Consider the following 25,959-nt stretch of genomic DNA (forward strand, 5'->3'; position numbering starts at 1 on the left):
GGCCAGCGTGGGCGGCGGCGGCATGGCCTCGGACCGCGCGCGCGCCGCGCTGGCCGCGCGGCTGCGCAGCGGCGGCATTCGCGACGAGCGCGTGCTGCAGGCGATCGCCACGGTGCCGCGCCATCTGTTCCTGGAGCCGGGGCTGGCCTCGCAGGCCTACGAGGACGCGGCGCTGCCGATCGGTCATCAGCAGACCATCTCCAAGCCGTCGGTGGTGGCCCGCATGATCGAACTGCTGCGCCATGGCCTGGCGCCCGCGCAGCCGCTCGAGCGCGTGCTGGAGATCGGCACCGGTTGCGGCTATCAGGCCGCGGTGCTGAGCCTGGTCGCGCGCGACGTGTTTTCGATCGAGCGGATCCGGCCGCTGCACGAACAGGCCAAGGCCAACCTGCGGGCACTGCGGCTGCCCAATCTGCGCCTGCACTATGGCGACGGCATGCTCGGCCTGCCGCAGGCCGCGCCGTTCTCCTCGATCATCCTGGCCGCGGCCGGCATGGAGGTGCCGGAGGCGCTTCTGGAGCAGCTGGAGGTCGGCGGCAGGCTGATCGCGCCGGTCGCGGTCGCGTCCGCCGGCGCGGACGGGCACAAGCAGGGGCAGGCCGTGACGCAGCAACTGCTGCTGATCGAGCGCCGGAGCCGGCATCGCTTTCACCGCACCGCGCTTGAAGCCGTTTTCTTTGTGCCATTAAAATCGGGCACCACCTGAGTCGAACTATGCACAACACCGTGACTTCGCAACGTCTTATCCGCGCGGGCCAGCTCGCCACCGCCTCGCTGCTGGCAGCCCTGCTGGCCGGCTGCGCTTCCTCGCCGATGCCCGCGCCCGTGATCGACCGCACCGCCGGCGGTACCGGGACCACGATCGCACCGGTCGAGCCCGCGCCCCCCGGCTACTATCGGGTCAAGCGCGGCGATACGCTGTATCGCATCGCCCTCGAGAACGGCCAGTCGTATCGCGATGTCGCGGCCTGGAACAATATCGTCAACGCCAATCAGATCGAGGTCGGCCAATTGCTGCGCATCGTGCCGCCGGGCGCGGACGTCAACGCGGCGACCGGCGTCGCGACGATGCCGGTCGCGCCTGCCGCGGTGCAAGGCCAACCGCTGGAGCAGGCGGGGCTGCCGCCGGCCACCACGCCGGGCGCGACCGCGCCCTCGGCCGCGTCGGCGCCCGCGGCCGCTGCGCCGATCCCCGGCGCGCCCGCCGACGGCAACATCCAGCTGGCCTGGCCCGCGCGCGGTTCGCTGCTCGGACGCTTCGACGAAAAGGGCAACAAGGGCATCGATATCAGCGGTCAGCGCGGCGATGCGGTGCTCGCCGCGGACGACGGTCGGGTGATTCACGTAGGCCCCTTGCGCGGCTACGGGAATCTTGTCATCATCAAACACAACGAGACTTTTCTTACTGCCTACGGCCACAACGACAAGGTCGTCGTGACCGAACAGGCAACGGTCCGCCGGGGTCAGAAAATTGCAGAGATGGGCAATACCGATGCCGATCGCGTGAAACTGCATTTCGAAGTTCGCAGGAACGGGAAACCGGTCGATCCGATGCGGTATTTGCCGCCACAGTGAGGGTTCATGCCACGCCAGAAAACAGTCTCCTCCGGAACCGTCAGCCGCACCCGTCGTGCCAAGCAACCGGAAGCACGTTCTGGTGTGGCACATCGTGACGGTCAAGCCGATGGCTACGATCACGATCTGGCGGCCGAGCTGATTCCCCTGACCGACGAACCGATCGCGCCCGGCGCGGGCTCGGTCGGTTTGCGCGAGACCGATCTGATGGCCGACGACGGCGACGCGGTCGCGCGCGACGATGACGAAGGCGAGCGCGAGAGCGACGAGGAAGAGGGCGCGACCGAAGCGGTCGCCACCGAGCAGGACGAATTCCGCAGTGCCCTGCATACCGAGCTCGCCGCCGATACCGTTCAGCACTATCTGAACCGCATCAGCATCAAGCCGCTGCTGTCGGCTCCCGAAGAACTCCATTTCTCGACGCTGGCCAAGGACGGCGATTTCTCCGCGCGTCAGGTCATGATCGAGCGCAACCTGCGGCTGGTGGTCAGCATCGCCAAGGGCTATCTGAATCGCGGCGTGCCGCTGCTCGATCTGATCGAGGAGGGCAACCTCGGCCTGATGCATGCGATCGAGAAGTTCGATCCCTCGCGCGGCTTCCGTTTCTCGACCTATGCCACCTGGTGGATCCGCCAGAGCATCGAGCGCGCGATCATGAACCAGGCGCGCACGGTCCGCCTGCCGGTGCACGTGATCCGCGAACTCAATCAGGTGCTGCGCGCCAAGCGGCATCTGGAGAAGGGCGGTACCGACGGACGCGATGCCAGTCTCGAGGACATCGCGCATCTGCTCGGCAAGACTCCCGACGAAGTGCAGGACGTCCTCGCACTGAACGAACACACGACCTCGCTCGATACGCCGTTCGATCTCGATCCAGGCTCGAGCCTGCTCGACTTCCTGTCGGACGAACACAATGCCGCGCCGGATCAGGAGGTTGCGCACCGCGAGCTCGAGAACCTGATGAAGCTGTGGCTGGCGCGGCTGTCCGAAAAGCACCGCTATGTCGTCGAGCGCCGCTTCGGCCTGAACCATATCGAGCCGGCCACGCTGGAAGAGCTGGCCGAGGAAATGGGCCTGACGCGCGAACGCGTGCGCCAGATCCAGCAGGAAGCGCTGGTCAAGCTCAAGCGGCATTTCGCTTCGCAAGGGGTGCGCAAGGACGCGGTTCTATGACGCCTGTGCTGGTATTCGACATCGAGACGGTTCCCGATGTCGCCGGCCTGCGCCGTCTGCACGACCATCCGCCGGGCCTCACCGATGCCGAGGTTGCGGAGCTGGCCTTCGCCGCCCGCCGCGAAAAGACCGGCAGCGATTTTCTACCCCTGCATCTGCAACGCGTGGTCGCGATCTCCTGCGTGCTGCGCCGCACGCAGCGCGACGGCACCGCGCTGTTCCACGTCGGCTCGCTCGGCAGCGAGGACGATGGCGAAGCGACGCTGATCCAGCGGTTCTACGAACTGATCGCGCGCTACAGTCCGCAACTGGTGTCGTGGAACGGCGGCGGCTTCGACCTGCCGGTGCTGCACTATCGCGGGCTGGTCCACGGCGTCACTGCGCCCCGCTATTGGGAAATGGGCGAGGGCCGCGACGACGACAGCCGCGACTTCAAGTGGAACAACTACATCAGCCGCTACCACATGCGGCATCTGGATCTGATGGATCTGCTGGCGATGTACCAGCCGCGTGCCAGCGCCCCGCTGGACGACCTCGCCAAGCTGTGCGGCTTCCCCGGCAAGATGGGGATGGACGGCAGCAAGGTGTGGGAAGCGTTCCAGCAGGGGCAGATCGGCGCGATCCGGGCCTATTGCGAGACCGACGTCGTCAACACGTATCTGATGTACTGCCGCTTCCAGATGATGCGCGGCGGCCTGACGCCGCGCGAGTTCGATGCCGAGGTCGAACTGGTGCAGGAATCGCTGGCGGAACTGCCCGGGCCGCAATGGATGGAATATCTGCGCGCCTTCCAGCTGCAGCCGTCCAGCCGCGTGGCCGACGACGAAGAGATCGACTGAACAGTCGCGTCGCCGCCAGTTTCTTGCCCCTCGGTTCGTCTCCGCGTTGCTCCCGGTTGTCCCTTATTCAAAGTCCCGCAGCGACAGGAGCACCGGCTGGTGGTCCGATGCCTGCGTGCTGCCGTCGACCTCGCAACGAACCACCCGTTCCAGCAGATCCTCGGTCACCAGCATGAAGTCGCAAGCGAAGGGCGGCTCGTCCCACTGCGCCTTGTCGTAGAGCGCGCAGGTCGGCGCGTGCGGCCGGCCCGGATGCAGATGCAGCCAGGCATCGCGCCACGCCGGCGTGCCGTCGTCGAAGGGCGCGGTCAGGCGCAGGTAGGCGGTGTCACCGGGTTTGCTGTTGAAGTCGCCGCACAGGATGGCGCTGGGTGGACGTGCCTCCGGCGTGAACGGGCCGAAGCGCTGTTCCGCCGGTCCCGGCCTTGCCGCATGCCCGCAGGCCTCGGCATGCCAGGCGCGCAACGCTTCGGCCTGTGCGTTGCGTTGCAGGGCCGAGTAATACTCCAGATGCGTGCAGATGATGCGCAGCCGTTGGGTGCCGGCGATCACGGTCGCTTCCAGCGCAACGCGCGGCATCGATGCGACGGTCGGATCGGCGGGCCACGGCAGCGCATGGCGGAATACCTCGCATACCGGCAGGCGCGTCGCGATCACGTTGCCGAACTGGCGCGGCACGCCATCGGGCCCGAAACGGTCGACGCCTGGCGCGAACAGCAGATGGTAGCCGGGCAGCAGCGCGGCCAGCTCGGCCACCTGGTCCGCGCCCGGGTTGCCCCGCATCTCGCCGAAGCCGCGCGTCACCTCCTGCAGGCACAGCACGTCGAAGTCGGCGAGCGCCCGCAGCGTCGATACGGTGCGGGCGAGATCGACCTCGCCGTCGCAGCCGCGTCCCCACTGGATGTTCCAACTGATCAGTTCCATCGCTTGCCTCCGCCGGGGCGGTTCTGCGCACGATGGCGGCATCGCTGCCGTTCCGTTCGTGCCGGTTCCGATCGCGGCGACTGGTCTACAATCGCGCTTTCGCAAAACAATACGTCAGGTCCCGCTGGTGTCTCAAGCCGTGTCTTCCCCGCAATCCGCCCCTGAGCCGGTGCAGCAACCGGCCGCCTCGCCCGCTCCCAACCGCAAGCGTGGCGGCGCCGCCGCATCGGCCGCCGGCGCCGAGGCCCAGGCCCATCCGACCGTGAAGATCGACAGCCTCGACATGGAGGCGCGCGGCGTGGGACGGCTGGTCAACGAGGACGGGACGCCGGGCAAGGTGATCTTCGTCGAGGGTGCGCTGCCGGGCGAAACGGTGGCCTACCAGAGCTATCGGCGCAAGCCCAGCTACGAGCAGGCGCATCTGGTCGAGGTCCGTGAACCGTCGGTAATGCGGGTGCAGCCCGGTTGCCCGAATTTCGGCGTCTGCGGCGGCTGTTCGATGCAGCACCTCGACGCGCGCGCCCAGCTCGCGATCAAGCAGCGCGTGCTGGAAGACAACCTGTGGCACCTCGCCAAGATACGGCCCGAGATGGTGTTCCGGCCGATCGCTGGACCGGATTGGGGCTATCGCTACCGCGCCCGCCTGACGGTGCGCCACGTGGTCAAGAAGGGCGGGGTGCTGGTCGGTTTTCACGAGCGCAAGAGCAGCTATGTCGCCGACATGACGTCGTGCGAGGTGCTGCCGCCGCATGTGTCGGCGATGCTGGTGCCGCTGCGCGAGCTGGTCGCCGGGCTGTCGATCCGCGACCGCATGCCGCAGATCGAGCTGGCCGTCGGTCAGGATGTCACCGCGCTGGTGCTGCGGATCCTCGAGCCGCTGAACGATGCCGACCGCGACCTGCTGCGGGCCTTCGCCGACCGCCACAACGTGCAGTTCTGGCTGCAGCCCAAGGGCCCGGATACGGTGGTGCCGTTCTATCCGCTCGATCGTGAACTGGCCTATACGCTGCCGGAATTCGGCATCCGCATGCCGTTCAAGCCGACCGATTTCACCCAGGTCAACCATCAGATCAACCGCGTGCTGATCAAGCGGGCCCTGCGGCTGCTCGACGCCCAGCCGGGCGACCGGCTGCTGGACCTCTTCTGCGGCATCGGCAATTTCACGCTGCCACTGGCGACGCAGGGGCGGGAGGTGATGGGCATCGAGGGCAGCGAGGCGCTGACGGCGCGGGCGCTGGCCAACGCCGAATACAACGGGCTGGCGCACAAGGTCGGCTTTGCCTGCCGCAACCTGTTCGAGGTCAGCGCCGAGGACATTTCGGCGCTGGGCCGTTTCGACCGCTGGCTGGTCGATCCGCCGCGGGAAGGCGCGCTGGCCGTCAGCAAGGCGCTGGCCGAGCTGGCGCAGGCTGGCAGCGACGTGCTGCCGGGCCGTATCGTCTATGTGTCATGCAATCCGGCGACGCTGGCGCGCGACGCCGGCCTGCTGGTGCATGAGGCCGGCTACCGGCTGCGCGGCGCCGGCGTGGTCAACATGTTCCCGCACACCTCGCACGTGGAGTCGATCGCGGTGTTCGAGCGGGCCTGATCGGGCGATCCTCGGGGCGGTTGTCCGGGGCGATGGGGGCGGGGGCGGGCGATGGGCGGCGGGATTGGCCGGGACCATCGGCCCGAACCGCCGGCCCGAACCGCCGGCCCGGGGCCAGCGACAGGGCAACCGCGTGGGGCAATAAAAAAGGGCCGGCATTGCCGGCCCTTCGTCATGGCGGTGAGGCGGTCGCCTATTCGCGGCTGCCGCCGAAGATGCCCAGCAGCGCCAGCAGGTTGACGAAGACGTTGTAGACGTCCAGGTAGATCGCCAGCGTCGCCGTGATGTAGTTGGTCTCGCCGCCGTTCACCACGCGCTGCACGTCGTACAGCATGTAGGCCGAGAAGATGCCGATCGCGATCACGGAGACGGTGATCATCAGCGAGGGCAGCTGCAGCCAGATGTTGGCCACGCTGGCCAGGATCAGCAGGATCACGCCGACGAACAGGAACTTGCCCAGGCCGGAGAAATCGCGCTTGCTGACCGTGGCGACGGTCGCCATCGTGGCAAAGACCGCCGCGGTGCCGCCGAACGCATACATGATCAGCGCCGGTCCGTTCGAGAACTGCAGCACCGAGCCGATGATCCGCGACAGCATCAGGCCCATGAAGAAGGTGAAGGCCAGCAGCAGCACGACCCCCATGGCGCTGTTCTTGGTCTTCTCGATCGCGAAGAAGAAGCCGAAGGCGATCGCGAGGAACAGGATCAGCGACAGGCCCGGGCTGGCGGCCATGAAGCTGAAGCCCGTCGCCACGCCGATCCAGGCGCCGAGCACGGTCGGCACCATCGAGAGCGCCAGCAGCCAATAGGTATTGCGCAGGACCCGATTGCGGACGGTGACGGCTCCCGCCGTCGCGCCGGCATTGCCGAAACCATAGGTATTCAGCTTGTCGTTCATGATGACTCCTCATTCAAAGGGCGGTGCCGGAAGCGCCGGCGGACACCTCGCCAATGTGGCATCGTCCTTGCACGATTGCAAGTGCAGAGTGATTTACCGAGCACTAAAAATCGCGAAACCGTCGAGGAACACATGAGGCGCTTTCGTTGCCTTGGATCAGCCGGGCGGCCCGGTGTTCCCGTCCCTTTGTCCCATATCGCGGCGACCGTGCGCCGCGATAATCTGCCGGACGCCGCCCCGATCGTTTCCCCGCCGCCGGCTCTCGAAACGATTGGGGTCTCGTGCTAGAATCTTGTGTTTCCCAATTTGGTAACCCCTTCATTTTTCGGAGTTTTTATGGCGATCGAACGCACCCTGTCGATTATCAAGCCGGATGCCGTGGCCAAGAACGTCATCGGTCAGATCTACGCCCGTTTCGAGGCCGCCGGCCTGAAGATCGTGGCCGCCAAGATGGCGCACCTGTCGCGCGGCGAAGCCGAGCAGTTCTACGCCGTCCACAAGGAGCGTCCGTTCTTCAAGGATCTGGTCGACTTCATGATCTCGGGCCCGGTGATGATCCAGGTCCTGGAAGGCGAGAACGCGATCGCCAAGAACCGTGAGCTGATGGGCGCCACCGATCCGAAGAAGGCCGAGAAGGGCACGATCCGCGCCGATTTCGCCGACAGCATCGACGCCAACGCCGTGCACGGCTCCGACGCGCCGGAAACCGCGGCCGTCGAAGTGTCGTTCTTCTTCCCCGGCATGAACGTTTACTCGCGCTGATTGTCTGGCCTGAACCCGGACACTAGACTGCTACCCGAAGCCCCCGCTGCCGTCATGAACGCTCTCGTCAACCTGCTCGATCTGGATGCGGACGGGCTCGCCACGTATTGCGGCGAGCTCGGCGAGAAGCCGTTTCGCGCGCGGCAGCTGCAGCGCTGGATCCACCAGTTCGGCGCCAGCCAGTTCGACGAGATGTCGGACCTGGCCAAGTCGCTGCGCCAGAAGCTGGCCACGCGCGCCGAAATCCGCGCGCCGTCCGTGATCACCGACCACGTGTCGGCGGACGGCACGCGCAAGTGGCTGCTCGACGTGGGCAACGGCAATGCGGTCGAAATGGTCTACATCCCCGAGGAAACGCGCGGCACGCTGTGCGTTTCCTCGCAGGCCGGCTGCGCGGTCAATTGCCGGTTTTGTTCGACCGGCAAGCAGGGCTTTTCGCGCAATCTGACCACCGGCGAGATCATCGGCCAGCTGTGGATGGCCGAATTCGCGATGCGCACCCAGCTGGGGCGCGGCCCGAAGGACGATCGCGTGATCTCGAACGTGGTGATGATGGGCATGGGCGAGCCGCTGCTGAACTACGACCAGGTCGTGCCGGCGATGCGGCTGATGCTTGACGACAACGCCTACGGGCTGTCGCGCCGCCGGGTCACGCTGTCCACGTCCGGCGTGGTGCCGATGATGGACCGCCTGGCCAAGGACCTGCCGGTCGCGCTGGCGGTGTCGCTGCACGCATCGAACGATGCCCTGCGCGACGGGCTGGTGCCGCTGAACCGCAAGTACCCGCTGGCCGAGCTGATGGCGGCCTGCCGCCGCTATCTGGAGTTCGCCCCGCGCGACTTCATCACCTTCGAATACTGCATGCTGGACGGCGTCAACGACGGCGTCGAGCATGCGCGGGAATTGTTGAAGCTGGTGGCCGACGTGCCATGCAAGTTCAACCTGATTCCGTTCAATCCCTTCCCCGAATCGGGGCTCAAGCGCTCGAACAACGAGCAGATCCGGCGTTTCGCCCAGGTGCTGATGGACGCCGGCATCGTGACGACGATCCGCAAGACGCGCGGCGACGATATCGACGCCGCCTGCGGCCAGCTCGCCGCCGAGGGCCGCGTGCAGGATCGCACCCGGCTTGCCGAGCGCGGCCGCTTCGGCAAGATTCCGCCGGTAGTGGCGGCGCCGGGCGGGGAGGCGCGATCTGCATGAGGCGTCTGCCTGCCGGTCTGCCCGCCGTGGTTCTGGCCGGGCTGGCACTGCTGACGGCGTGCCAGTCGACGGGCACATCCGGCACCCGGGCCACCCCGGGACAACAGGCGCCGCAGGCACGGGACGCCAGCCCGACACCGGCGGATGCGCGCGAGCGCGCCGCGCTGCGGCTGCAGCTGGCCACGCAATATCTGCAGGCCGGCCAGGGCGCGATCGCGCTCGATGAGGCCCGACAGGCGATCGCGCTCGATCCGGCCCTGACCGATGCCTATCACGTCCAGGCGCTGGCGCAGATGGCGCTGCGGCGGCCCGCCGAGGCCGAGCAGAGCTTTCGTGCCGCCCTGTCGCGCCGCCAGGACGACGGCGATCTGCTGAACAACTATGGCTGGCTGCTGTGCGAGCAGGGGCGCTACGCCGAAGGCCTGGCCCAGCTGCAGCGCGCGGTGACGGCCGCGGTGACGGCTTCTTCGTCCGGCGGTGCAGCCAGGATGCTGACCAGCCTGGGCGCCTGCCAGCTGCGCCAGGGCGATCTGGAGTCGGCGCACCGCAGCCTGACCTCGGCGCTGGCCCGGCCGGACACGACGGCCGCCGCGGATTCCGCGGACGCCGCGACCCGGGCCGCCGCGCACACGCAACTCGGGCTGCTGTATTGGAAACAAGGCGATCTGCCGCGGGCCCGCGCCGAGGTGGCGCAGGTCAATGCAGGACGCTTCGCCACTCCGGCATCGCTTTGGCTGGGCGCGCGCATTGCGCACCGCGAGGGAGACGCGGCCGCACAGCAGGCATTGCTGGCGCAATTACATAGGCGCTTCCCGGACTCGCGGGAAAGCGCATACCAACAAGGAGCACGGGATGAATGAGCACGAGCGCGCCGAGGGCCAGGCCGTCTCGACCAATGCGAGCGGCAGCGCCAACGCGGTCGCACAGGAGATCGGCGCGAGCCTGGCGAAGGCACGCGCGGCCCAGGGGCTGTCGATACACGACGTCGGTGCGCGGCTGAAGGTGCCGGCGCAAAAGGTCGATGCGATCGAGTCCGGCAATGTCGACGCCTTGCCCGATCTGACGTTCGCAAAGGGTCTGATGCGCGCCTACGCGCGCCTGCTGCAGGTCGACATCGACGCCTTGCTGGCCCGTTTCCATGCCCAGGCCGCGCCGCCGGCGCCCGAGGTGGCGATCCGCCGCCAGGGCAGCCTGAACGCGAGCTTCGACGACCGCCGGCGCTTTCGCAGCAGCGGCACGTCGGGTACCGGCGGGCGCTGGGTCTGGCTCGCGCTGGTCGCGGCCGTGGTCTGTGCCGGCGCCCTGTTCGGCGTCGACCATGTCAAGCAATGGCTCGATGCACGCGAGCAGCAGTTCACGCAATCCGGCGCGGAAACGGCGGTCGAGACCGAATCGGGCACCTCGGGCACCGTGACCGCGGTGCTGCCGCATGTGATGGGCGGCGCCGCCAGCGAGGCGCCGGGCGCGATGACCGGCGCGGAAGGCGCCACCGCCGGCGGCACCGCCAGTGCATCCGCCACGCTGGCGACCCCGCTGGCTCCGGTGACCGGTGCGCCGGTCGCGTCCAATGAGTCGGCTGCCACGGCAGCAGCGGCAGCGCCTGCCGCCGCAGCAGCCACGGCTGCGTCGGCCTCCGGCGAACTGCAGCTGCGTTTCAGCGCCCCGACCTGGTATGAGGTTCGCGACGCCAGCGGCAAGGTCGTGCTGGGCGGCACCGCCAAGGCGGGCGATGAGGTCGCCGGCGGCGGCACGGCGCCGTACAAGGTGGTGATCGGCAACGTCAAGGGCGTCGCGGCGATGACCCGCAACGGCGAGCCGGTCGATCTGCAGGCGGCCAACCGCAACAACGTGGCGCGCCTGACGCTGCCCTGATTTATCCGTCGGTCCCCGATCGTTTCCATTCGTCGACCGCACGCCAATGCAACGAGGTAACCCCATGAACGCACAGGCCTGTCTGCCCGTACTGCCCGGATCGCTGCCGCGCCGCCGCACCCGGCAGGCGCGCGTGGTCTGGGGCGACAACGTGGTGACGATCGGCGGCGACGCGCCGGTGCGCGTGCAGTCGATGACCAATACCGACACCGTCGATGCGGTCGGCACCGCGATCCAGATCAAGGAACTGGCGCGCGCCGGCTCGGAGATCGTCCGCATCACGGTCAATACGCCCGAAGCCGCTGCGGCGGTGCCCGCCATCCGCGACCAGCTCGATCGGATGGGCATCGACGTGCCGCTGGTCGGCGACTTCCACTACAACGGCCACAAGCTGCTGCAGGACCATCCGGCCTGCGCGCAGGCGCTGTCGAAGTACCGCATCAACCCGGGCAACGTCGGCCAGGGCGCCAAGCGCGACACGCAGTTCGCGCAGATGATCGAGATGGCATGCCGGCACGGCAAGCCGGTGCGCATCGGCGTCAACTGGGGCAGCCTGGATCAGGATCTGCTGGCGCGCATCATGGACGAGAACGGCCAGCGCGCCGAACCGTGGCCGGCGCAGAGCGTGATGATCGAGGCGCTGATCACGTCGGCGATCGACTCCGCGCGGCGCGCCGAGGAAATCGGCCTGCCGGGCGACCAGATCATCCTGTCGTGCAAGGTGTCGCAGGTGCAGGAGCTGATCGCGGTCTACCGCGAGCTGGCGCGCCGCTGCGACTATCCGCTGCATCTCGGCCTGACCGAGGCAGGCATGGGCAGCAAGGGCATCGTCGCCTCGACGGCGGCGCTGTCGGTGCTGCTGCAGGAAGGCATCGGCGACACGATCCGCATCTCGCTGACGCCGGAGCCGGGCGCGTCGCGCGACAAGGAAGTGCATGTCGCGCAGGAGATCCTGCAGACCATGGGCCTGCGCAACTTCACGCCGATGGTGATCGCGTGCCCGGGCTGCGGCCGCACCACCAGCACGGTGTTCCAGGAACTGGCCGCCAGCATCCAGTCGTACCTGCGCGCGCAGATGCCGGTATGGAAGACCGAGTATCCCGGCGTCGAGGAAATGGACGTGGCCGTGATGGGCTGCATCGTCAACGGCCCGGGCGAGAGCAAGCACGCGAATATCGGCATCTCGCTGCCGGGCTCCGGCGAATCGCCGGCGGCGCCGGTGTTCGTCGACGGCGTCAAGGTGAAGACGCTGCGCGGCGAGCGGATTGCCGAGGAGTTCCAGGCGATGGTCGACGAATATGTGCGCACGCACTACGGGAAGGGCAGCACGGCGGCCAATGTGGGCCGGTGATCGGCGACAGATCGGCCGCTGACCGGCAACGGACCGCCCGCGACCCAGCAACAGAATGACAACCATGAACGCATCCGAGAATCCGGCGCCGGCCAACGGCGGCGCCCAGAACCAGGGCAAGGCCCGCGCACTGCAGGGCGTCAAGGGCATGAACGACATGCTGCCCGCCGACGCCCCGCTGTGGGAGCAGTTCGACCAGGCGGCCCGCGCGATGCTGCGCGCCTACGGCTACCAGCAGATCCGCACGCCGATCGTCGAGCCGACCCAGCTGTTCGTGCGCGGCATCGGCGAGGTCACCGACATCGTCGAGAAGGAGATGTATTCCTTCACCGATTCGCTGAACGGCGAGCAACTGACGCTGCGTCCCGAGGGCACGGCGGCGGTGGTGCGCGCCACCATCGAGCACAACCTGCTGTACGACGGTCCCAAGCGCCTGTGGTACACCGGCCCGATGTTCCGCCACGAGCGCCCGCAGCGCGGCCGCTATCGCCAGTTCCACCAGCTCGGCGCCGAGGCGCTCGGCTTTGCCGGTCCGGATGTCGACGCCGAGATCATCCTGATGTGCCAGCGCCTGTGGGACGACCTGGGCCTGACCGGTGTGCGGCTGGAGATCAATTCGCTGGGCCAGGCCGACGAGCGCGCGGCCCATCGCCAGGAACTGATCAAGTATCTGGAAGGCTTCCAGGACATCCTGGACGAGGACGGCAAGCGGCGCCTGTACACCAACCCGCTGCGCGTGCTCGACACCAAGAATCCCGCGCTGCAGGAGATGGCGGCGAACGCGCCGAAGCTGATCGACTTCCTCGGCGAGGCCTCGCTGGCCCACTTCGAGGGCGTGCAGCGTCTGCTGAAGGCCAACAATATTCCGTTCACGATCAATCCGCGCCTGGTGCGCGGGCTGGACTACTACAACCTGACCGTGTTCGAGTGGATCACCGACAAGCTCGGCGCGCAGGGCACCATCGCCGGCGGCGGCCGCTACGATCCGCTGATCGCGCAGATGGGCGGCAAGTCGGCGCCGGCCTGCGGCTGGGCGATGGGGATCGAGCGGATCATCGAACTGATGCGCGAGGAAGGGCTGGCACGCCAGGCCGACGCGTGCGACGTCTATGTCGTGCACCAGGGCGAGGCCGCGGCGCAGCAGGCGATGATCGCGGCGGAGCGCATGCGCGATGCCGGTTTCGATGTGGTCGTGCACGCCACCGCGGATGGCAAGAGCGGCAGCTTCAAATCGCAGATGAAGCGGGCCGACGCGAGCGGGGCTTCCCATGCCGTTATCATTGGCGAGGATGAACTGGCCGCCGGCGTGGTGCAGGTCAAGGCCCTGCGGGCGGCGGACGGGCAAACCGAGAACAACGGCCAGCAGGCGACGGTGCCCGCCGAGGACCTGGTCGACTATCTGGTCGAATCGATGGTCGCCGGCATGGGTGGCGAGTCCGGCGAAGACCTTCAATGATGACGCAGGCGCGCTGCACGATGCGCGCTTGCCTGACGACAAACCAACGCGGTTGAAACCACGAGATGGCTTACGATCTGGAAGAGCAGGAACAGCTTGAAAACATCAAGGCATGGTGGCGCCAGTACGGCAACTTCCTGACCTGGCTGATGATTGCCTGCCTGCTGGCCTTCGCGGCCTGGAATGGCTGGAACTGGTGGCAGCGCAAGCAGGCCGGCGAGGCCGCGGTGCTGTACGAGCAGGTGCTGAAGGCCGCCGAGGCGCGCGATGTCGAGCGTACCAAGCGCGCGGCCGGCGACCTCGAGGACAAGTACGGCAAGACGGCCTATGGCCAGATGACGGCGCTGGTCGCCGCCAAGGTGTTGTACGAGGCCGGCGATCTGGCCGGCGCCAAGAGCCAGCTGCAATGGGCGGTCGATCATGGCGACGGTGAGTACCAGCACCTCGCGCGTATCCGCCTGGCCGGCGTGCTGCTCGACGAGAAAGCCTACGACCAGGGGCTGGCGCTGCTCAAGGCCGAGCCGCCGAGCCCGTTCGTCGCGCTGTATGCGGATCGCCGCGGCGACCTGCTGGCGGCGCAGGACAAGCGTGACGAGGCGCGCGCGGCCTACCGCCAGGCGCTCGACAAGCTCGGCGTCGACGAGGCCGGCATGCGCCAGATCATCCAGTTCAAGCTGGACGCCCTGGGCACCGCATAAGCGAGGATGCTGCAGTCGATGCGCCGGCCCGGTCGGTGCATCGACTGCCAGCGAATTTGCCCCGACCCGCTCCCACTTCGCTTCCCACCTTTTTTCAGGAACGCAACCAGATGATGTCGATGCCTAACGGCGCTGCCCGGATCTTTCGCCCTGTTCGCTTGACCCAGGCGCTCGTCGTTGCCTGTGCCACCGCCCTGGCTGGCTGCTCGCTGTTCGGCAAGGCCGACAAGAATCCGCCGGCCCAGCTGCAGCCGGTCACGCAGACGCTGACGGTCAAGGAGGCCTGGCGCGCCAGCGTCGGCAAGAGCGGCCCGTATTCGCTGCAGCCTGTCGCGGTCGGCGACAAGGTCTATGTGTCGTCGCACGGCGGCGACGTGATGGCGCTCGACGGCACCAGCGGCCGCACGCTGTGGAAGGTCGACACCGACGTCGACCTGACCACCGGCCCCGGCAGCGACGGCAATGTGACCGCGGTCGCCGGCGAGAAGGGCGTGGTGTTCGCCTTCGACGCCAGCGGCAAGCAGTTGTGGAAGAAGCAGATCAATGGCGAGATCCTGTCCTCGCCGCTGGTTGGCCACGACCTCGTGGTGGTGCGCACCACCGATACGCGCGTGCTGGGCCTCGATGCGCAGACCGGCGAACGCCGCTGGATCTACCAGCGCGCGCAGACGCCGCTGAACCTGCGCGCCGCGATGGGCATGGTGTTCGCCGGCGACGGCATCGTGATGGGCTTCCCCGGCGGCAAGCTGGGCGTGCTGGCACCGTCCAACGGCGTGCTGCGGTGGGAGAGCACGATCTCGTATCCGAAGGGCGTGTCCGAGATCGAGCGGCTCAACGACGTGACGGGCCTGCCGATGATCAACGGCCGCCAGGTCTGCGCGACCACCTTCCAGGGCCGCATCGCCTGCCTGGAGCTCGCCAATGGCCAGCCGCAGTGGGGCAAGGACTTCTCGTCGCCGGTCGGCCCGACCCAGGACGACGTGTCGCTGTTCGCCGCCAACGAGCATTCGGTGGTGTATGCCTTCGATCGGCAGAACGGCAACGAGCGCTGGCGCAACGAACAGCTGCGCAACCGGCCGCTGGGCATGCCGCTGGCGCTGGGCCGCTCGGTGGTGATCGGCGACTTCGAGGGCTACCTGCATTTCCTGTCGCGCGAGGACGGCAAGTTCGTCGCGCGCGTGCGGGCCGGCAGCAGCCCGATCACCGCCGCACCGGTGGTGGCGGGCCAGACCCTGGTGGTGCAGACCCGAGGGGGCGACGTCTACGGCTATATTCCGGATTGAAGCGCTGACCCAAACAGGGACGGCCGCCACCGCGGGCGTCCCACCGGCGACCGCGCGCTCACCTGTCGGTGCGCGCGACCGCCGGGACCCGACAGCATGGCCGGCCCGCCGCGATGGCGGTGCCGGCCACATGCGTCATGCGGGCCAGTGGCCCGCGGCTTGATTTCACCCGACAGGATTGCCGGCCCGGCGCGTTGCGCCAGGCTGTCGGACCAACCTGATTCTTCGGAGGCATGCCTGGCGCACCGCGCCCGGCGTGGCCCTCCACGATTTGCATGAAACCAGTGATCGCACTCGTCGGCCGCCCCAATGTGGGCAAGTCGACGTTATTCAACCGCCTGACCCGCTCGCGCGACGCGCTCGTCGCGGACCTGCCGGGCCTGACCCGCGACCGCCACTACGGCGAGGGGCGCGGCGCCGACCGTCCGTACATCGTCATCGATACCGGCGGCTTCGAACCGGTGGCCAAGGAAGGCATCGTCGCCGAAATGGCCAAGCAGACCCGGCAGGCCGTGGTCGAGGCCGACGTCGTCATCTTCATCGTCGACGGCCGCCTGGGCCTGGCGCCGCAGGACCTGGTCATCGCCGACTATCTGCGCAAGACCGGACGCCGCGTGATGCTGGCCGTCAACAAGGCCGAGGGCATGAAGTACACCGCGGTCGCGGCCGACTTCTACGAGCTCGGCATGGGCGACCCCTATGCGATTTCGGCCACTCATGGCGATGGCGTGCGCGAGCTGGTCGAGGAGGCGCTGGAGGCTGCGGTCGAGCAGCGTCCCGAGCTGGCCGAGCCCGAGGACCAGAACACGCGCGGCATCAAGATCGCGATCGTCGGCCGCCCCAACGTGGGCAAGTCCACGCTGGTCAATACGCTGATCGGCGAGGAGCGCGTGATCGCCTTCGACATGCCGGGCACCACGCGCGATGCGATCTATGTCGAGTTCGAGCGCGGCGGCAAGCCTTATACGCTGATCGATACCGCGGGCCTGCGCAAGCGGGGCAAGGTGTTCGAGGCGATCGAGAAGTTCTCGGTCGTCAAGACGCTGCAGTCGATCGCCGATGCCAACGTGGTGGTGCTGCTGCTCGACGCCCAGCAGGACGTCTCCGAGCAGGACGCGCATATCGCCGGCTTCATCGTCGAGTCGGGGCGCGCACTGGTGGTCGGCGTCAATAAATGGGACGGGCTGGACGGCCATACCCGTGACCGGATCAAGCACGATCTGCAGCGCAAGCTGCAGTTCCTGGATTTCGCCAATTTCCATTTCATCTCTGCCCGCGAGCGCACCGGCATCGGCCCGCTGCTGCGCTCGGTCGACGACGCGTACGCCGCGGCGATGATCAAGATGCCGACGCCCAAGCTCACGCGCGTGCTGCACGACGCGGTGGAGTTCCAGCAGCCGCGCCGCGTCGGTGCGACGCGCCCCAAGATGCGCTACGCGCACCAGGGCGGTTCCAATCCGCCGATCATCGTCGTGCACGGCAATTCGCTGAACGCGGTGCCCGAGACCTATCGGCGTTTCCTGGAAGGGCGTTTCCGCGCGGCCTTCAACCTGAAGGGCACACCGCTTCGAATCGAATTTCGTACGAACAAAAACCCGTACAAGGACTCGAAGGATTGAGTCGGAAAAGGCGGCCAGATGGGGGCGCCGCAGCCCCGTCTGTGGCGCCGAAGTTTCGTTTGCGTTCGTTTGGAACTGCGGCTAAATTCACACTAGCGGGAGCCCCCGCTGGTTGATGCCGGCCTGGTACCGTTTTGATTTTTTTTGACGCGATCTTGCGTCGTCCGACTTGAAACCGGGGATATCGATCCCCATCATTGATCACTAAATCTATAAATTTGGAGTGTGCCATGAGCAACAAAGGGCAATTGCTACAAGACCCGTTCCTGAACGCGCTGCGCAAGGAGCACGTGCCGGTTTCCATCTACCTCGTCAATGGCATCAAGCTGCAAGGTAATATCGAATCCTTCGACCAATATGTCGTCCTGCTGCGTAACACGGTGACGCAGATGGTCTACAAGCATGCGATTTCCACTGTCGTTCCCGCGCGCGCGGTCAATTTCCGCGTCGACGACTCCGCGGAAGGCTGATTCCGACGCCGCTCGCATTTCCGGCCGCGCGCATGCGCGGCAATCACGCTCCGACGCCGCGCCAGCGCCCTCCGGTGCTGGCGCGGCATCGTTCTTTGTATCGTCGCGTTTTGCGGAGCGCGCCTTCCTGTTTCTGATCCCGGTTTTTTCCCGCGCCACTGTGCGCCCCAAGCTTGCAACCTAGAGCCACTTCCCCCTCCGAACCCACCCGCGCCATTCTCGTCGGCGTCGATTTCGGCAAGCACGATTTCGAAGAGAGCCTGAGCGAGCTGGCGTTGCTGACGTCCACCGCCGGTTCCACGCCGGTGCATACCCTGACCGGCAAGCGTTCGCGTCCGGACCCGGCGCTGTTCATCGGCTCGGGCAAGGCCGAGGAACTGAAGGAAGCGGCCGACGCGCTCGATGCCGACGTGGTGGTGTTCAACCACGCGTTGAGTCCCGCGCAGCAGCGCAATCTCGAACGCTTCCTGAACCGGCACGTGATCGACCGCACGGGCCTGATTCTGGATATCTTCGGCCAGCGCGCGCAGAGCCATGTCGGCAAGGTGCAGGTCGAACTTGCCCAGGTGCAATACCGCGCCTCGCGGCTGGTTCGCGCCTGGAGCCACCTGGAGCGGCAGAAGGGCGGTATCGGCATGCGCGGCGGCCCCGGCGAGCGTCAGCTCGAACTGGACCGCCGCATGCTGGACGACCGCGCCAAGCGGCTCAAGACGGATCTGTCGCGGCTGCAGCGCCAGCACAGCACGCAGCGCCGTGCCCGCGCGCGCAACGAGACGCTGAGCATTTCGCTGGTCGGCTATACCAACGCGGGCAAGTCGACGCTGTTCAACGCGCTGACCAAGGCCCGTGCCTATGCCGCCGACCAGCTGTTCGCGACGCTCGATACGACCTCGCGCCGGCTCTATCTGGACGGCCTGGGCAATGTGGTGCTGTCCGATACGGTCGGCTTCATCCGCGACCTGCCGACCCAGCTGGTGGCGGCGTTCCGCGCCACGCTCGAGGAAACCGTGCATGCCGATCTGCTGCTGCATGTGGTCGATGCCGCCAGCCCGGTGCGCCACGAGCAGATCGAACAGGTCAATCGGGTACTGGCCGAGATCGATGCGGCCGACATTCCGCAGATCGTCGTGATGAACAAGATCGACGCGGCGCCCGAACTGCTCGAGCATGGCCCGCGCATCGAACGCAATGAGGACGGCGTGCCGGTGCGGGTCTTCATCAGCGCGCGCGACGGCATCGGGCTGGACGGCCTGCGCGATGCGATCGTCGAGGCCGCGCGCTGGCTGGCGGAGCGGCCCGCCGCGCCGGAAGCCGCCGATCCGCGGCTGCAGGACCTGCACGAACGCCGCCAGTGGGAGGGCGATGGCGCCGATGGCGCCGATGGTGCCGATGGCGCGGACGGAGGCGACGGCGTCGGGTTTGCCGATCGCAACGCCGAGGCGGATACCGTTGCCCGGGACGCCGATCCCGCTTCGGACGCCGATTCCGGTTCGGCGTCCGACCGGGCTTCGGCTCTCGATTCCGACCCCGATTCCGACCCCGATTTGACCCCCGAAGCACCGACCCCTCGCCGCCTTCCCGATCGCGGCGCCGACTGATGCGGGCGGCGTCAGGCGCCGCCTCCGGCATCAAATGAGCAAAAGTGGCGTCGATGACTGCTAGAATCCCCTCGTTACAACTTTCCCGGAACCGTGCCCTACATGCCCCAGTTCTCCCGGACCTCTGATACAAGCCTTGCCCGAGGCGCCCGTCGGCCGAGCAGCTGGCAGCGTCTGCGCGCGATTCTTTCGCTGAACGATCCCCGCTGGGGCCGTGGCGACAAGGACGACGAGGACAAGGATGGGCGCGACGGCGGACGCGACAACGGCCGTCAGAACCAGCGCCCGCAGGATGGTCCGCCGGACCTGGACGAGCTGTGGCGCGACTTCAATCGCCGCCTGAACAGCCTGCTGGGCCGCAAGGACAACGGCGGCGGCAACAACAACCAGAACTTCGGCGGCGGCACGCGCACGCCCGGCAAGGGTTCGGGCATCGGCGCCGGCGTGATCGCGGTCGCGGTGATCGCGATCTGGCTGGCCAGCGGCTTCTTCATGGTGCAGGAAGGCCAGACAGCGGTGGTGCTGCAGTTCGGCAAGTTCAAGTACACCACGGGCCCCGGTATCAACTGGCGCATGCCGTGGCCGATCCAGTCGGCCGAGATCGTCAACCTGTCGGCGGTGCGTTCTGTCGAGGTCGGCCGTTCGACCTCGATCAAGGACAGCAATCTGAAGGACTCGTCGATGCTGACGCAGGACGAGAACATCATCGACGTCCGCTTCACGGTGCAGTACGACATCCAGGACGCGACCGAATTCCTGTTCTTCAACAAGACCGACCGCGGCGGCGACGAGGAGCTGGTGACCCAGGCGGCCGAGACCTCGGTGCGCGAGATCGTCGGCCGCAACAAGATGGATTCGGTGCTGTACGAGAACCGCGAGCAGATCGCGCAGGGCCTGGCCAAGTCGATCCAGGCGATCCTGTCGGCGTACAAGACTGGCATCCGCGTAATCTCGGTGAACGTGCAGAGCGTGCAGCCGCCCGAGCAGGTGCAGGCCGCCTTCGACGACGTCAACAAGGCCAGCCAGGACCGCGAGCGCGCCATCAGCGAAGGCCAGGCCTACGCCAACGACGTGATTCCGCGCGCCCAGGGTACCGCCGCGCGCCTGGCCGAAGAGGCGCAGGCCTACAAGGCCCGCGCGATCGCGCAGGCCGAGGGCGATGCCTCGCGCTTCCGCCAGGTGCAATCCGAGTACGCCAAGGCGCCGCAGGTCACGCGCGACCGCATCTATCTGGAAACGATGCAGCAGATCTACGCCAATACCAGCAAGGTCCTGGTCGATACGAGCCAGGGCAACAATCTCCTCTACCTGCCGCTCGACAAGCTGATGGCGCAGTCGCAGGCCGATCCCCGCGGGGCGGGTGCGGTGCCGCCGCCGGCCACGCCGGCGCCGGTACCGGACGCCAGCGCCGATACGCGGTCGCGCGAAGCGCTGCGCAATCGCGATCGCGATTCCCGTTGAGGAGAGAACCCAGATGAACCGACTGATTTCCTATGCCATCGGCCTCTTCATCGTGTTGGCGATTGCCTCCTCGATGGTGTTCGTGGTCGACCAGCGGCAGTACGCCGTGGTGTTCGCCTTCGGCGAGATCAAGCAGGTCGTGCGCGACCCCGGCCTGCATTTCAAGCTGCCGCCGCCGCTGCAGAACGTGGTCTTCATGGACCGCCGCCTGCAGACCATCGACGTGGCCGCCGGCGAGCGTTTCCTGACGGCCGAGAAGAAAAGCATGATGGTGGACTGGTTCGTCAAATGGCGAATCACCGATCCGCGCAATTTCTTCGTCGCCTTCGGCGGCAACCTGCGCGGCGCGCAGGACCGCATGACGCAGCGGATCGACGCCGCCGCGCGCGAGGAGTTCGGCCGCCGCACCGTCGCCGAAGTGGTGGCGGGCGAACGCGAGCAGGTCATGCAGAACATCCGCAACAGCATGACGGAGTACGGCAAGTCGGTCGGCGTCGAGATTCTCGACGTGCGCCTCAAGCGCGTCGACCTGTTGCCGGCGATCAGCGAGTCGGTCTATCGCCGGATGGAAGCCGAGCGCAAGCGCGTCGCCAACGAACTGCGCTCGACCGGCGCGGCCGAGGGCGAGAAGATCCGCGCCGACGCCGACCGCCAGCGCGAGGTGGTGCTGGCCGAGGCCTATCGCGAGGCGCAGAAGATCAAGGGCGAGGGCGATGCCCGCGCTTCGCAGATCTACGCCGAGGCGTTCGGGCGCGATCCGCAGTTCGCGCAGTTCTGGCGCAGCATGGAAGCCTATCGCAACACCTTCCGCGACAAGCGCGACGTGCTGGTGCTGGAGCCGGACTCCGAATTCTTCCGCTACATGCGCTCGTCGGGCGGCGCGCAGACGGCGACCCGGCGCTAGCGAGCGTGCCGGCCTCCGCGGGTGCGATGGCGCGATAGCGCGATCGCGCGACAGTGCGGCAGTCCGCTGTGCCCGAACCCCGGCTTGCCGGGGTTTTGTTCGCCCGCGGGACGGTGCGCCATCGATGCCGTCCGCTGACCGATCCATTTTGTGCGAGCCGCCCGCGCCCGGCCCGCGACCCACACGAATCAGAGAAGCACCATGTCCAACCACTGGCTCCTGCCCGAGAACATCGCCGACGTGCTGCCGTCGGAGGCCCGCAAGATCGAGGAGCTGCGCCGCCGCATGCTCGATCTGTTCCGCACCTACGGCTACGAGCTGGTGATGCCGCCGCTGCTGGAATACATCGAGTCGCTGCTGACCGGCACCGGCCACGACCTGGACCTGCGCACCTTCAAGCTGGTCGACCAGCTGTCGGGCCGCACCATGGGCCTGCGCGCCGATATCACGCCGCAGGTGGCCCGTATCGACGCCCACCTGCTGAACCGGCCCGGCGTGACGCGGCTGTGCTACGCCGGCAACGTGCTGCACGCGCGCCCGGCGGGCTTTCACGCGACGCGCGAGCCGATCCAGGTCGGCGCCGAGATCTACGGCCATGCTGGCCTCGAGGCCGACGTCGAGATCCAGAACCTGATGCTGGCCGCGCTGCAGTCGGCGGGGCTGGGCGAGGTGCGGCTGGACCTGTGCCATGCCGGCATCGTCGCGGCGCTGCTCGACGGCCTGCCGCCCGCGCGAAGCAACGAACAGGTCCTGTTCGACGCGCTGGAGAACAAGGATGTGCCGGCCTTGCGCGAGCTGACCGCCGGTTTCCCCCAGGTCGAGCGCGACGCGCTGCTGGCGCTGCCCACGCTGTATGGCGGCCCCGAGGTGATCGAGCGGGCCCGCGCGGTGCTGCCCGCCAGCCCGGCCATCGGCCGCGCCCTGGACGAGCTGGCCTTCCTGGCCGGCGAGGTGCGCGATGCCACGGTCAACATCGACCTTGCCGATCTGCGCGGTTACCACTATCACAGTGGAGTCATGTTCGCGGCCTACGTGGCGGGCCTGCCCAACCACGTTGCCCGCGGCGGCCGCTACGACAAGGTGGGCGAGGCCTTCGGCCGCGCGCGTCCGGCCACCGGCTTTTCGCTGGACCTGCGCGAGGTCGCGGCGCTGTCGCCGGTCGAGGTCCGCGCGCTGGCGATCTGCGCGCCGTGGGACGCCGATCCCGCGCTGCGCACCGCGATCGCGGCGCTGCGCGAGGGCGGCGAGATCGTGATCCAGTCGTTGCCGGGCCACACGCACGAGCTTGACGAGTTCAATTGCGACCGCCAGCTGGTGCGCGACGGCGGCCGCTGGGTGGTGGTGCCGCGCTGAGCGCCGGTTCGCCGGACTGAGCGGTTCTCCCTGCAAGATCGGGGATCGGCCCGCAACAAGAGTAGAATACGTTTTTAACCTTCTGACCAGTTCAACATGTCCGCTTCAGCAGTAAGCCAGGGACGCAACGTCGTCGTGATCGGCACCCAGTGGGGTGACGAAGGCAAAGGAAAAATCGTCGATTGGCTTACCGATCATGCAAAGGGCGTGGTGCGGTTTCAGGGTGGCCACAACGCCGGCCACACCCTGATCATCGGCGGCAAGAAAACGATTCTGCGGCTGATCCCGTCGGGGATCATGCGCGAAGGCACCGTCTGCTATATCGGCAACGGCGTGGTGCTGTCGCCCGAGGCGCTGTTCCGCGAGATCGAGGAACTGGAAGGGGCCGGCCTGCAGGTGCAGAACCGCCTGCGCATCTCCGAAGCGGCCACGCTGATCCTGCCGTACCACGTCGCGATCGATCGCGCGCGCGAGACGCGCCGCGGCGCCGGCAAGATCGGCACCACCGGACGCGGCATCGGCCCGGCCTACGAGGACAAGGTGGCCCGCCGCGCGCTGCGCGTGCAGGACCTGTTCGATCCGCAGCAATTCGCCGAGCGCCTGCGCGAGAACCTCGACTTCCACAACTTCATGCTGACCCAGTACCTGGGCGCCGAGGCCGTGGACTTCCAGCAGACGCTGGACGAGGCGCTGGCCTATGCGCCGCGCCTGGCGCCGATGGTCGCCGACGTGTCGGCCGAGCTGTACGCGGTCAACGCCGCCGGCCAGAACCTGATGTTCGAGGGCGCGCAGGGCACGCTGCTCGACGTCGATCACGGCACCTATCCGTTCGTGACCTCGAGCAACTGCGTGGCGGGCGCCGCCACCGCGGGCGCCGGCGTGGGTCCCGGCCGCCTGCACTACATCCTGGGCATCACCAAGGCGTATTGCACCCGCGTCGGTTCGGGCCCGTTCCCCAGCGAGCTGTACGACAACGACAATCCGCGCCGCCAGGACCCGGTCGGCGTGCGCCTGGCCAATGTCGGCAAGGAGTTCGGTTCGGTGACCGGCCGTCCGCGCCGCACCGGCTGGCTCGATGCCGCCGCGCTGAAGCGCTCGGTGCAGATCAACGGCGTGTCGGGCCTGTGCATGACCAAGCTGGACGTGCTCGACGGTCTCGACACGATCCGCCTGTGCGTCGGCTACATGCTGGACGGCAAGCAGATCGACATGCTGCCGCGCGGCTCCGACGCCGTGGCGCGCTGCGAGCCGATCTACGAGGACTTCCCCGGCTGGAACGAATCGACCTTCGGCATCAAGAGCTGGGATGCGCTGCCCGAGGCCGCGCGCCAGTACCTGAAGCGCATCGAGGAAGTGGTCGGCATTCCGATCGACATGATCTCGACCGGTCCGGACCGCGACGAGACCATTCTGCTGCGCCATCCGTATCTGATCTGATTCGGTGATCTGATCCGACGCAGCCGCGGCCCCGCCGCGGCGATCGATGGAAATCCGGCCCGCGCAAGCGGGCCTTACTGTATCCCCCGCACGGGAAGACCCCATAACAAAGCAGCAACGAAGAGCAAGCGATGACCCTGCCTCAGAACGATGACGAGAACCTGTGGATCTCGTGGGACGAATACCACCGGCTGATTGCCCGCCTGTCACTGAACGTGCACGAGTCGGGCTGGCGTTTCGACAAGATCCTGTGTCTCGCGCGTGGCGGCCTGCGCGTCGGCGACCAGATGTCGCGCATCTTCGACGTGCCGCTGGCCATCCTGGCCACCAGCAGCTACCGCGAGGCGGCCGGCACGGTGCAGGGTGATCTCGATATCGCGCAGTACATCACGATGACGCGCGGCGAGCTGAGCGGCCGCATCCTGCTGGTCGACGATCTGGTCGACTCGGGCGTGACGCTGGAACGCGTCGGCCGCCATCTGCAGGAGCGCTATCCCGCGGTGACCGAGGTCCGTTCGGCGGTGCTGTGGTACAAGGCCTGTTCGAAGGTCAAGCCCGACTACCACGTCAGCTTCCTGCCGACCAATCCCTGGATCCATCAGCCGTTCGAGGAATACGACACGCTGCGTCCGCATAATCTCGCCGCCTGGCTCAAGCGCGGCAAGCGGGCCGAGGGCGAGGGCGGTCAGGGCTGATCGGCGTTCGGACCTCTCCCTTTCCCCGGCCCTCGCCGGCAATCGGGAGAGGGGGAACACCATAGGCAGAGCCGAGCGTCCCGCCGGTTTTCTCCCCTCTGCCGCTTGCGGGAGATGGGCCGGGGGAGAGGGCGGCGCACCACCTGCGCCCACGCTCCATCCCCCCATCCCTTCAATACCCCACCGTAAACCGCTCGCGCGAATGCGCGTGCCGTTCCAGTTCGTCGACCAGCGCGACGGCGAAGTCCTCCATCGAGATCCAGCTCTTGCCGTCGGCGTCGGCCAGCAATTCGTCCTTGCCGATCCGATAGCTGCCGGTGCGCTCGCCCGGTTCGAGCAGCGCGGACGGTGACAGGAAGGTCCAGTCCAGTTCCTGCTCCGCCCGCAGCGCGTTCAGGAAGTCGCGGCCGGCGAGGGCTTCGGCCTTGTAGGCCTCGGGAAACGTCGGCGTGTCGACCAGTTGCACGCCCGGCGCGACATACAGGCTGCCCGCGCCGCCGACCACCACGACACGCTTCACGCCCGCCTGGCGGGCCAGCTGCAGCAGCGGCTCGGGACCGGCCTGCGCGAAACGCACCGCGCTGACCAGCGCGTCGTGGCCAGCCAGCGCCGGCGCCAGCTTCGCGGTGTTGGCGAGATCGGTGATATCGGCGTCCAGCCGTTTCAGGCCGGGGCGATCGGCCAGCGTGCCGGCGTGGCGCGCGATGGCGGTGACGGTATGGCCGCGGCGCAGCGCTTCGTCGGCGATGCGGCTGCCGATGCGTCCGGTGGCACCCAGGATGGCGATTTGCATGGTGGAA

23 protein-coding genes and 1 pseudogene are annotated in these 25,959 nt (G+C 67.6%); 21 read left to right on the forward strand and 3 right to left on the reverse strand.

Going from position 1 to position 25,959, the window contains the following annotated elements; translation table 11 throughout:
* From F1599_RS18475 to F1599_RS18490, 4 genes are all read left to right on the forward strand, one after another.
* Positions 1–706, forward strand: a 706-nt coding sequence (locus F1599_RS18475) for a protein-L-isoaspartate(D-aspartate) O-methyltransferase (RefSeq protein ID WP_150084090.1), incomplete at its 5' end; no start/stop codon positions are given.
* 8 nt (positions 707–714) lie between these two features.
* Complete coding sequence (locus F1599_RS18480; RefSeq protein WP_150084091.1) at positions 715–1,575, forward strand: peptidoglycan DD-metalloendopeptidase family protein; 861 nt, start codon at positions 715–717, stop codon at positions 1,573–1,575.
* Positions 1,576–1,581: 6 nt separating this feature from the next.
* Positions 1,582–2,748, forward strand: coding sequence for an RNA polymerase sigma factor RpoS (gene rpoS, locus F1599_RS18485; protein WP_149319171.1), 1,167 nt, complete (start codon positions 1,582–1,584; stop codon positions 2,746–2,748).
* A complete protein-coding gene (locus F1599_RS18490) occupies positions 2,745–3,587 on the forward strand; it encodes a 3'-5' exonuclease (RefSeq protein ID WP_150084092.1) in 843 nt (280 codons plus the stop codon). Before rpoS ends, F1599_RS18490 begins: the two co-directional genes overlap by 4 nt.
* 63 nt (positions 3,588–3,650) lie before the next feature.
* Here the strand turns inward: F1599_RS18490 and F1599_RS18495 are convergent, their stop codons facing one another.
* A complete protein-coding gene (locus tag F1599_RS18495) occupies positions 3,651–4,511 on the reverse strand; it encodes an endonuclease/exonuclease/phosphatase family protein (protein WP_150084093.1) in 861 nt (286 codons plus the stop codon).
* A gap of 70 nt (positions 4,512–4,581) precedes the next feature.
* Between F1599_RS18495 and rlmD the strand changes: the two genes are divergently transcribed.
* The gene (gene rlmD / locus F1599_RS18500; RefSeq protein ID WP_370639583.1) at positions 4,582–6,099 is read left to right on the forward strand and encodes a 23S rRNA (uracil(1939)-C(5))-methyltransferase RlmD; all 1,518 of its coding nucleotides are present in this window, start codon (positions 4,582–4,584) and stop codon (positions 6,097–6,099) included.
* A 193-nt stretch (positions 6,100–6,292) separates the two neighbouring features.
* On the opposite strand, the gene F1599_RS18505 is transcribed toward rlmD, so the two are convergent.
* Positions 6,293–6,997: a Bax inhibitor-1/YccA family protein gene (locus F1599_RS18505; protein WP_149319167.1), complete on the reverse strand. Its 705-nt coding sequence runs from the start codon at positions 6,995–6,997 to the stop codon at positions 6,293–6,295.
* A 336-nt stretch (positions 6,998–7,333) separates the two neighbouring features.
* On the opposite strand from F1599_RS18505, the gene ndk reads away from it, so the two are divergent.
* The 16 genes and pseudogenes from ndk to F1599_RS18585 all read left to right on the forward strand — a co-directional run bounded on the left by ndk (position 7,334) and on the right by F1599_RS18585 (position 25,159).
* The gene (gene ndk / locus F1599_RS18510) at positions 7,334–7,759 is read left to right on the forward strand and encodes a nucleoside-diphosphate kinase (protein ID WP_149319166.1); all 426 of its coding nucleotides are present in this window, start codon (positions 7,334–7,336) and stop codon (positions 7,757–7,759) included.
* 54 nt (positions 7,760–7,813) lie between these two features.
* On the forward strand, positions 7,814–8,962 hold the full coding sequence (rlmN, locus tag F1599_RS18515; RefSeq protein WP_150084095.1) for a 23S rRNA (adenine(2503)-C(2))-methyltransferase RlmN: 1,149 nt from the start codon (positions 7,814–7,816) through the stop codon (positions 8,960–8,962).
* The gene (locus F1599_RS18520; protein WP_223819752.1) at positions 8,959–9,822 is read left to right on the forward strand and encodes a tetratricopeptide repeat protein; all 864 of its coding nucleotides are present in this window, start codon (positions 8,959–8,961) and stop codon (positions 9,820–9,822) included. Before rlmN ends, F1599_RS18520 begins: the two co-directional genes overlap by 4 nt.
* Positions 9,815–10,834, forward strand: coding sequence for a RodZ domain-containing protein (locus F1599_RS18525; protein ID WP_150084096.1), 1,020 nt, complete (start codon positions 9,815–9,817; stop codon positions 10,832–10,834). The genes F1599_RS18520 and F1599_RS18525 overlap by 8 nt, the downstream gene beginning before the upstream one ends.
* Before the next feature lie 64 nt (positions 10,835–10,898).
* Complete coding sequence (ispG, locus tag F1599_RS18530) at positions 10,899–12,185, forward strand: flavodoxin-dependent (E)-4-hydroxy-3-methylbut-2-enyl-diphosphate synthase (RefSeq protein WP_150084097.1); 1,287 nt, start codon at positions 10,899–10,901, stop codon at positions 12,183–12,185.
* 64 nt (positions 12,186–12,249) lie between these two features.
* A complete protein-coding gene (hisS, locus tag F1599_RS18535; RefSeq protein WP_149319162.1) occupies positions 12,250–13,641 on the forward strand; it encodes a histidine--tRNA ligase in 1,392 nt (463 codons plus the stop codon).
* A gap of 65 nt (positions 13,642–13,706) precedes the next feature.
* Positions 13,707–14,339, forward strand: a complete 633-nt coding sequence (locus tag F1599_RS18540; RefSeq protein ID WP_150084098.1) for a YfgM family protein — start codon at positions 13,707–13,709, stop codon at positions 14,337–14,339.
* Between the two features lie 113 nt (positions 14,340–14,452).
* The gene (bamB, locus tag F1599_RS18545; RefSeq protein ID WP_370639584.1) at positions 14,453–15,622 is read left to right on the forward strand and encodes an outer membrane protein assembly factor BamB; all 1,170 of its coding nucleotides are present in this window, start codon (positions 14,453–14,455) and stop codon (positions 15,620–15,622) included.
* A 275-nt stretch (positions 15,623–15,897) separates the two neighbouring features.
* Positions 15,898–17,241 (forward strand): ribosome biogenesis GTPase Der, encoded by a 1,344-nt coding sequence (gene der, locus F1599_RS18550; protein ID WP_149319159.1) that lies wholly within the window; start codon positions 15,898–15,900, stop codon positions 17,239–17,241.
* Between the two features lie 230 nt (positions 17,242–17,471).
* Complete coding sequence (hfq, locus tag F1599_RS18555; protein ID WP_006577126.1) at positions 17,472–17,711, forward strand: RNA chaperone Hfq; 240 nt, start codon at positions 17,472–17,474, stop codon at positions 17,709–17,711.
* Between the two features lie 173 nt (positions 17,712–17,884).
* Positions 17,885–19,054: pseudogene (hflX, locus tag F1599_RS18560) on the forward strand (GTPase HflX); the annotation flags it as partial.
* A 357-nt stretch (positions 19,055–19,411) separates the two neighbouring features.
* Positions 19,412–20,770 carry an FtsH protease activity modulator HflK gene (gene hflK / locus F1599_RS18565; RefSeq protein WP_149319158.1) on the forward strand — a complete coding sequence of 453 codons (1,359 nt, stop codon included), beginning with the start codon at positions 19,412–19,414 and terminating at the stop codon, positions 20,768–20,770.
* A gap of 13 nt (positions 20,771–20,783) precedes the next feature.
* Positions 20,784–21,674 carry a protease modulator HflC gene (gene hflC, locus F1599_RS18570; RefSeq protein ID WP_149319157.1) on the forward strand — a complete coding sequence of 297 codons (891 nt, stop codon included), beginning with the start codon at positions 20,784–20,786 and terminating at the stop codon, positions 21,672–21,674.
* A gap of 201 nt (positions 21,675–21,875) precedes the next feature.
* The gene (locus F1599_RS18575; protein WP_150084099.1) at positions 21,876–23,027 is read left to right on the forward strand and encodes an ATP phosphoribosyltransferase regulatory subunit; all 1,152 of its coding nucleotides are present in this window, start codon (positions 21,876–21,878) and stop codon (positions 23,025–23,027) included.
* A 96-nt stretch (positions 23,028–23,123) separates the two neighbouring features.
* Positions 23,124–24,464 carry an adenylosuccinate synthase gene (locus F1599_RS18580; RefSeq protein ID WP_149319155.1) on the forward strand — a complete coding sequence of 447 codons (1,341 nt, stop codon included), beginning with the start codon at positions 23,124–23,126 and terminating at the stop codon, positions 24,462–24,464.
* A gap of 131 nt (positions 24,465–24,595) precedes the next feature.
* The gene (locus F1599_RS18585; RefSeq protein ID WP_006577131.1) at positions 24,596–25,159 is read left to right on the forward strand and encodes a phosphoribosyltransferase; all 564 of its coding nucleotides are present in this window, start codon (positions 24,596–24,598) and stop codon (positions 25,157–25,159) included.
* A gap of 172 nt (positions 25,160–25,331) precedes the next feature.
* Here the strand turns inward: F1599_RS18585 and F1599_RS18590 are convergent, their stop codons facing one another.
* Positions 25,332–25,952 (reverse strand): NAD(P)-dependent oxidoreductase, encoded by a 621-nt coding sequence (locus F1599_RS18590; RefSeq protein WP_150084100.1) that lies wholly within the window; start codon positions 25,950–25,952, stop codon positions 25,332–25,334.
* Between the last annotated feature and the right edge of the window lie 7 nt (positions 25,953–25,959).

Source organism: Cupriavidus cauae (assembly GCF_008632125.1).
GTDB classification, from domain to species: domain Bacteria; phylum Pseudomonadota; class Gammaproteobacteria; order Burkholderiales; family Burkholderiaceae; genus Cupriavidus; species Cupriavidus cauae.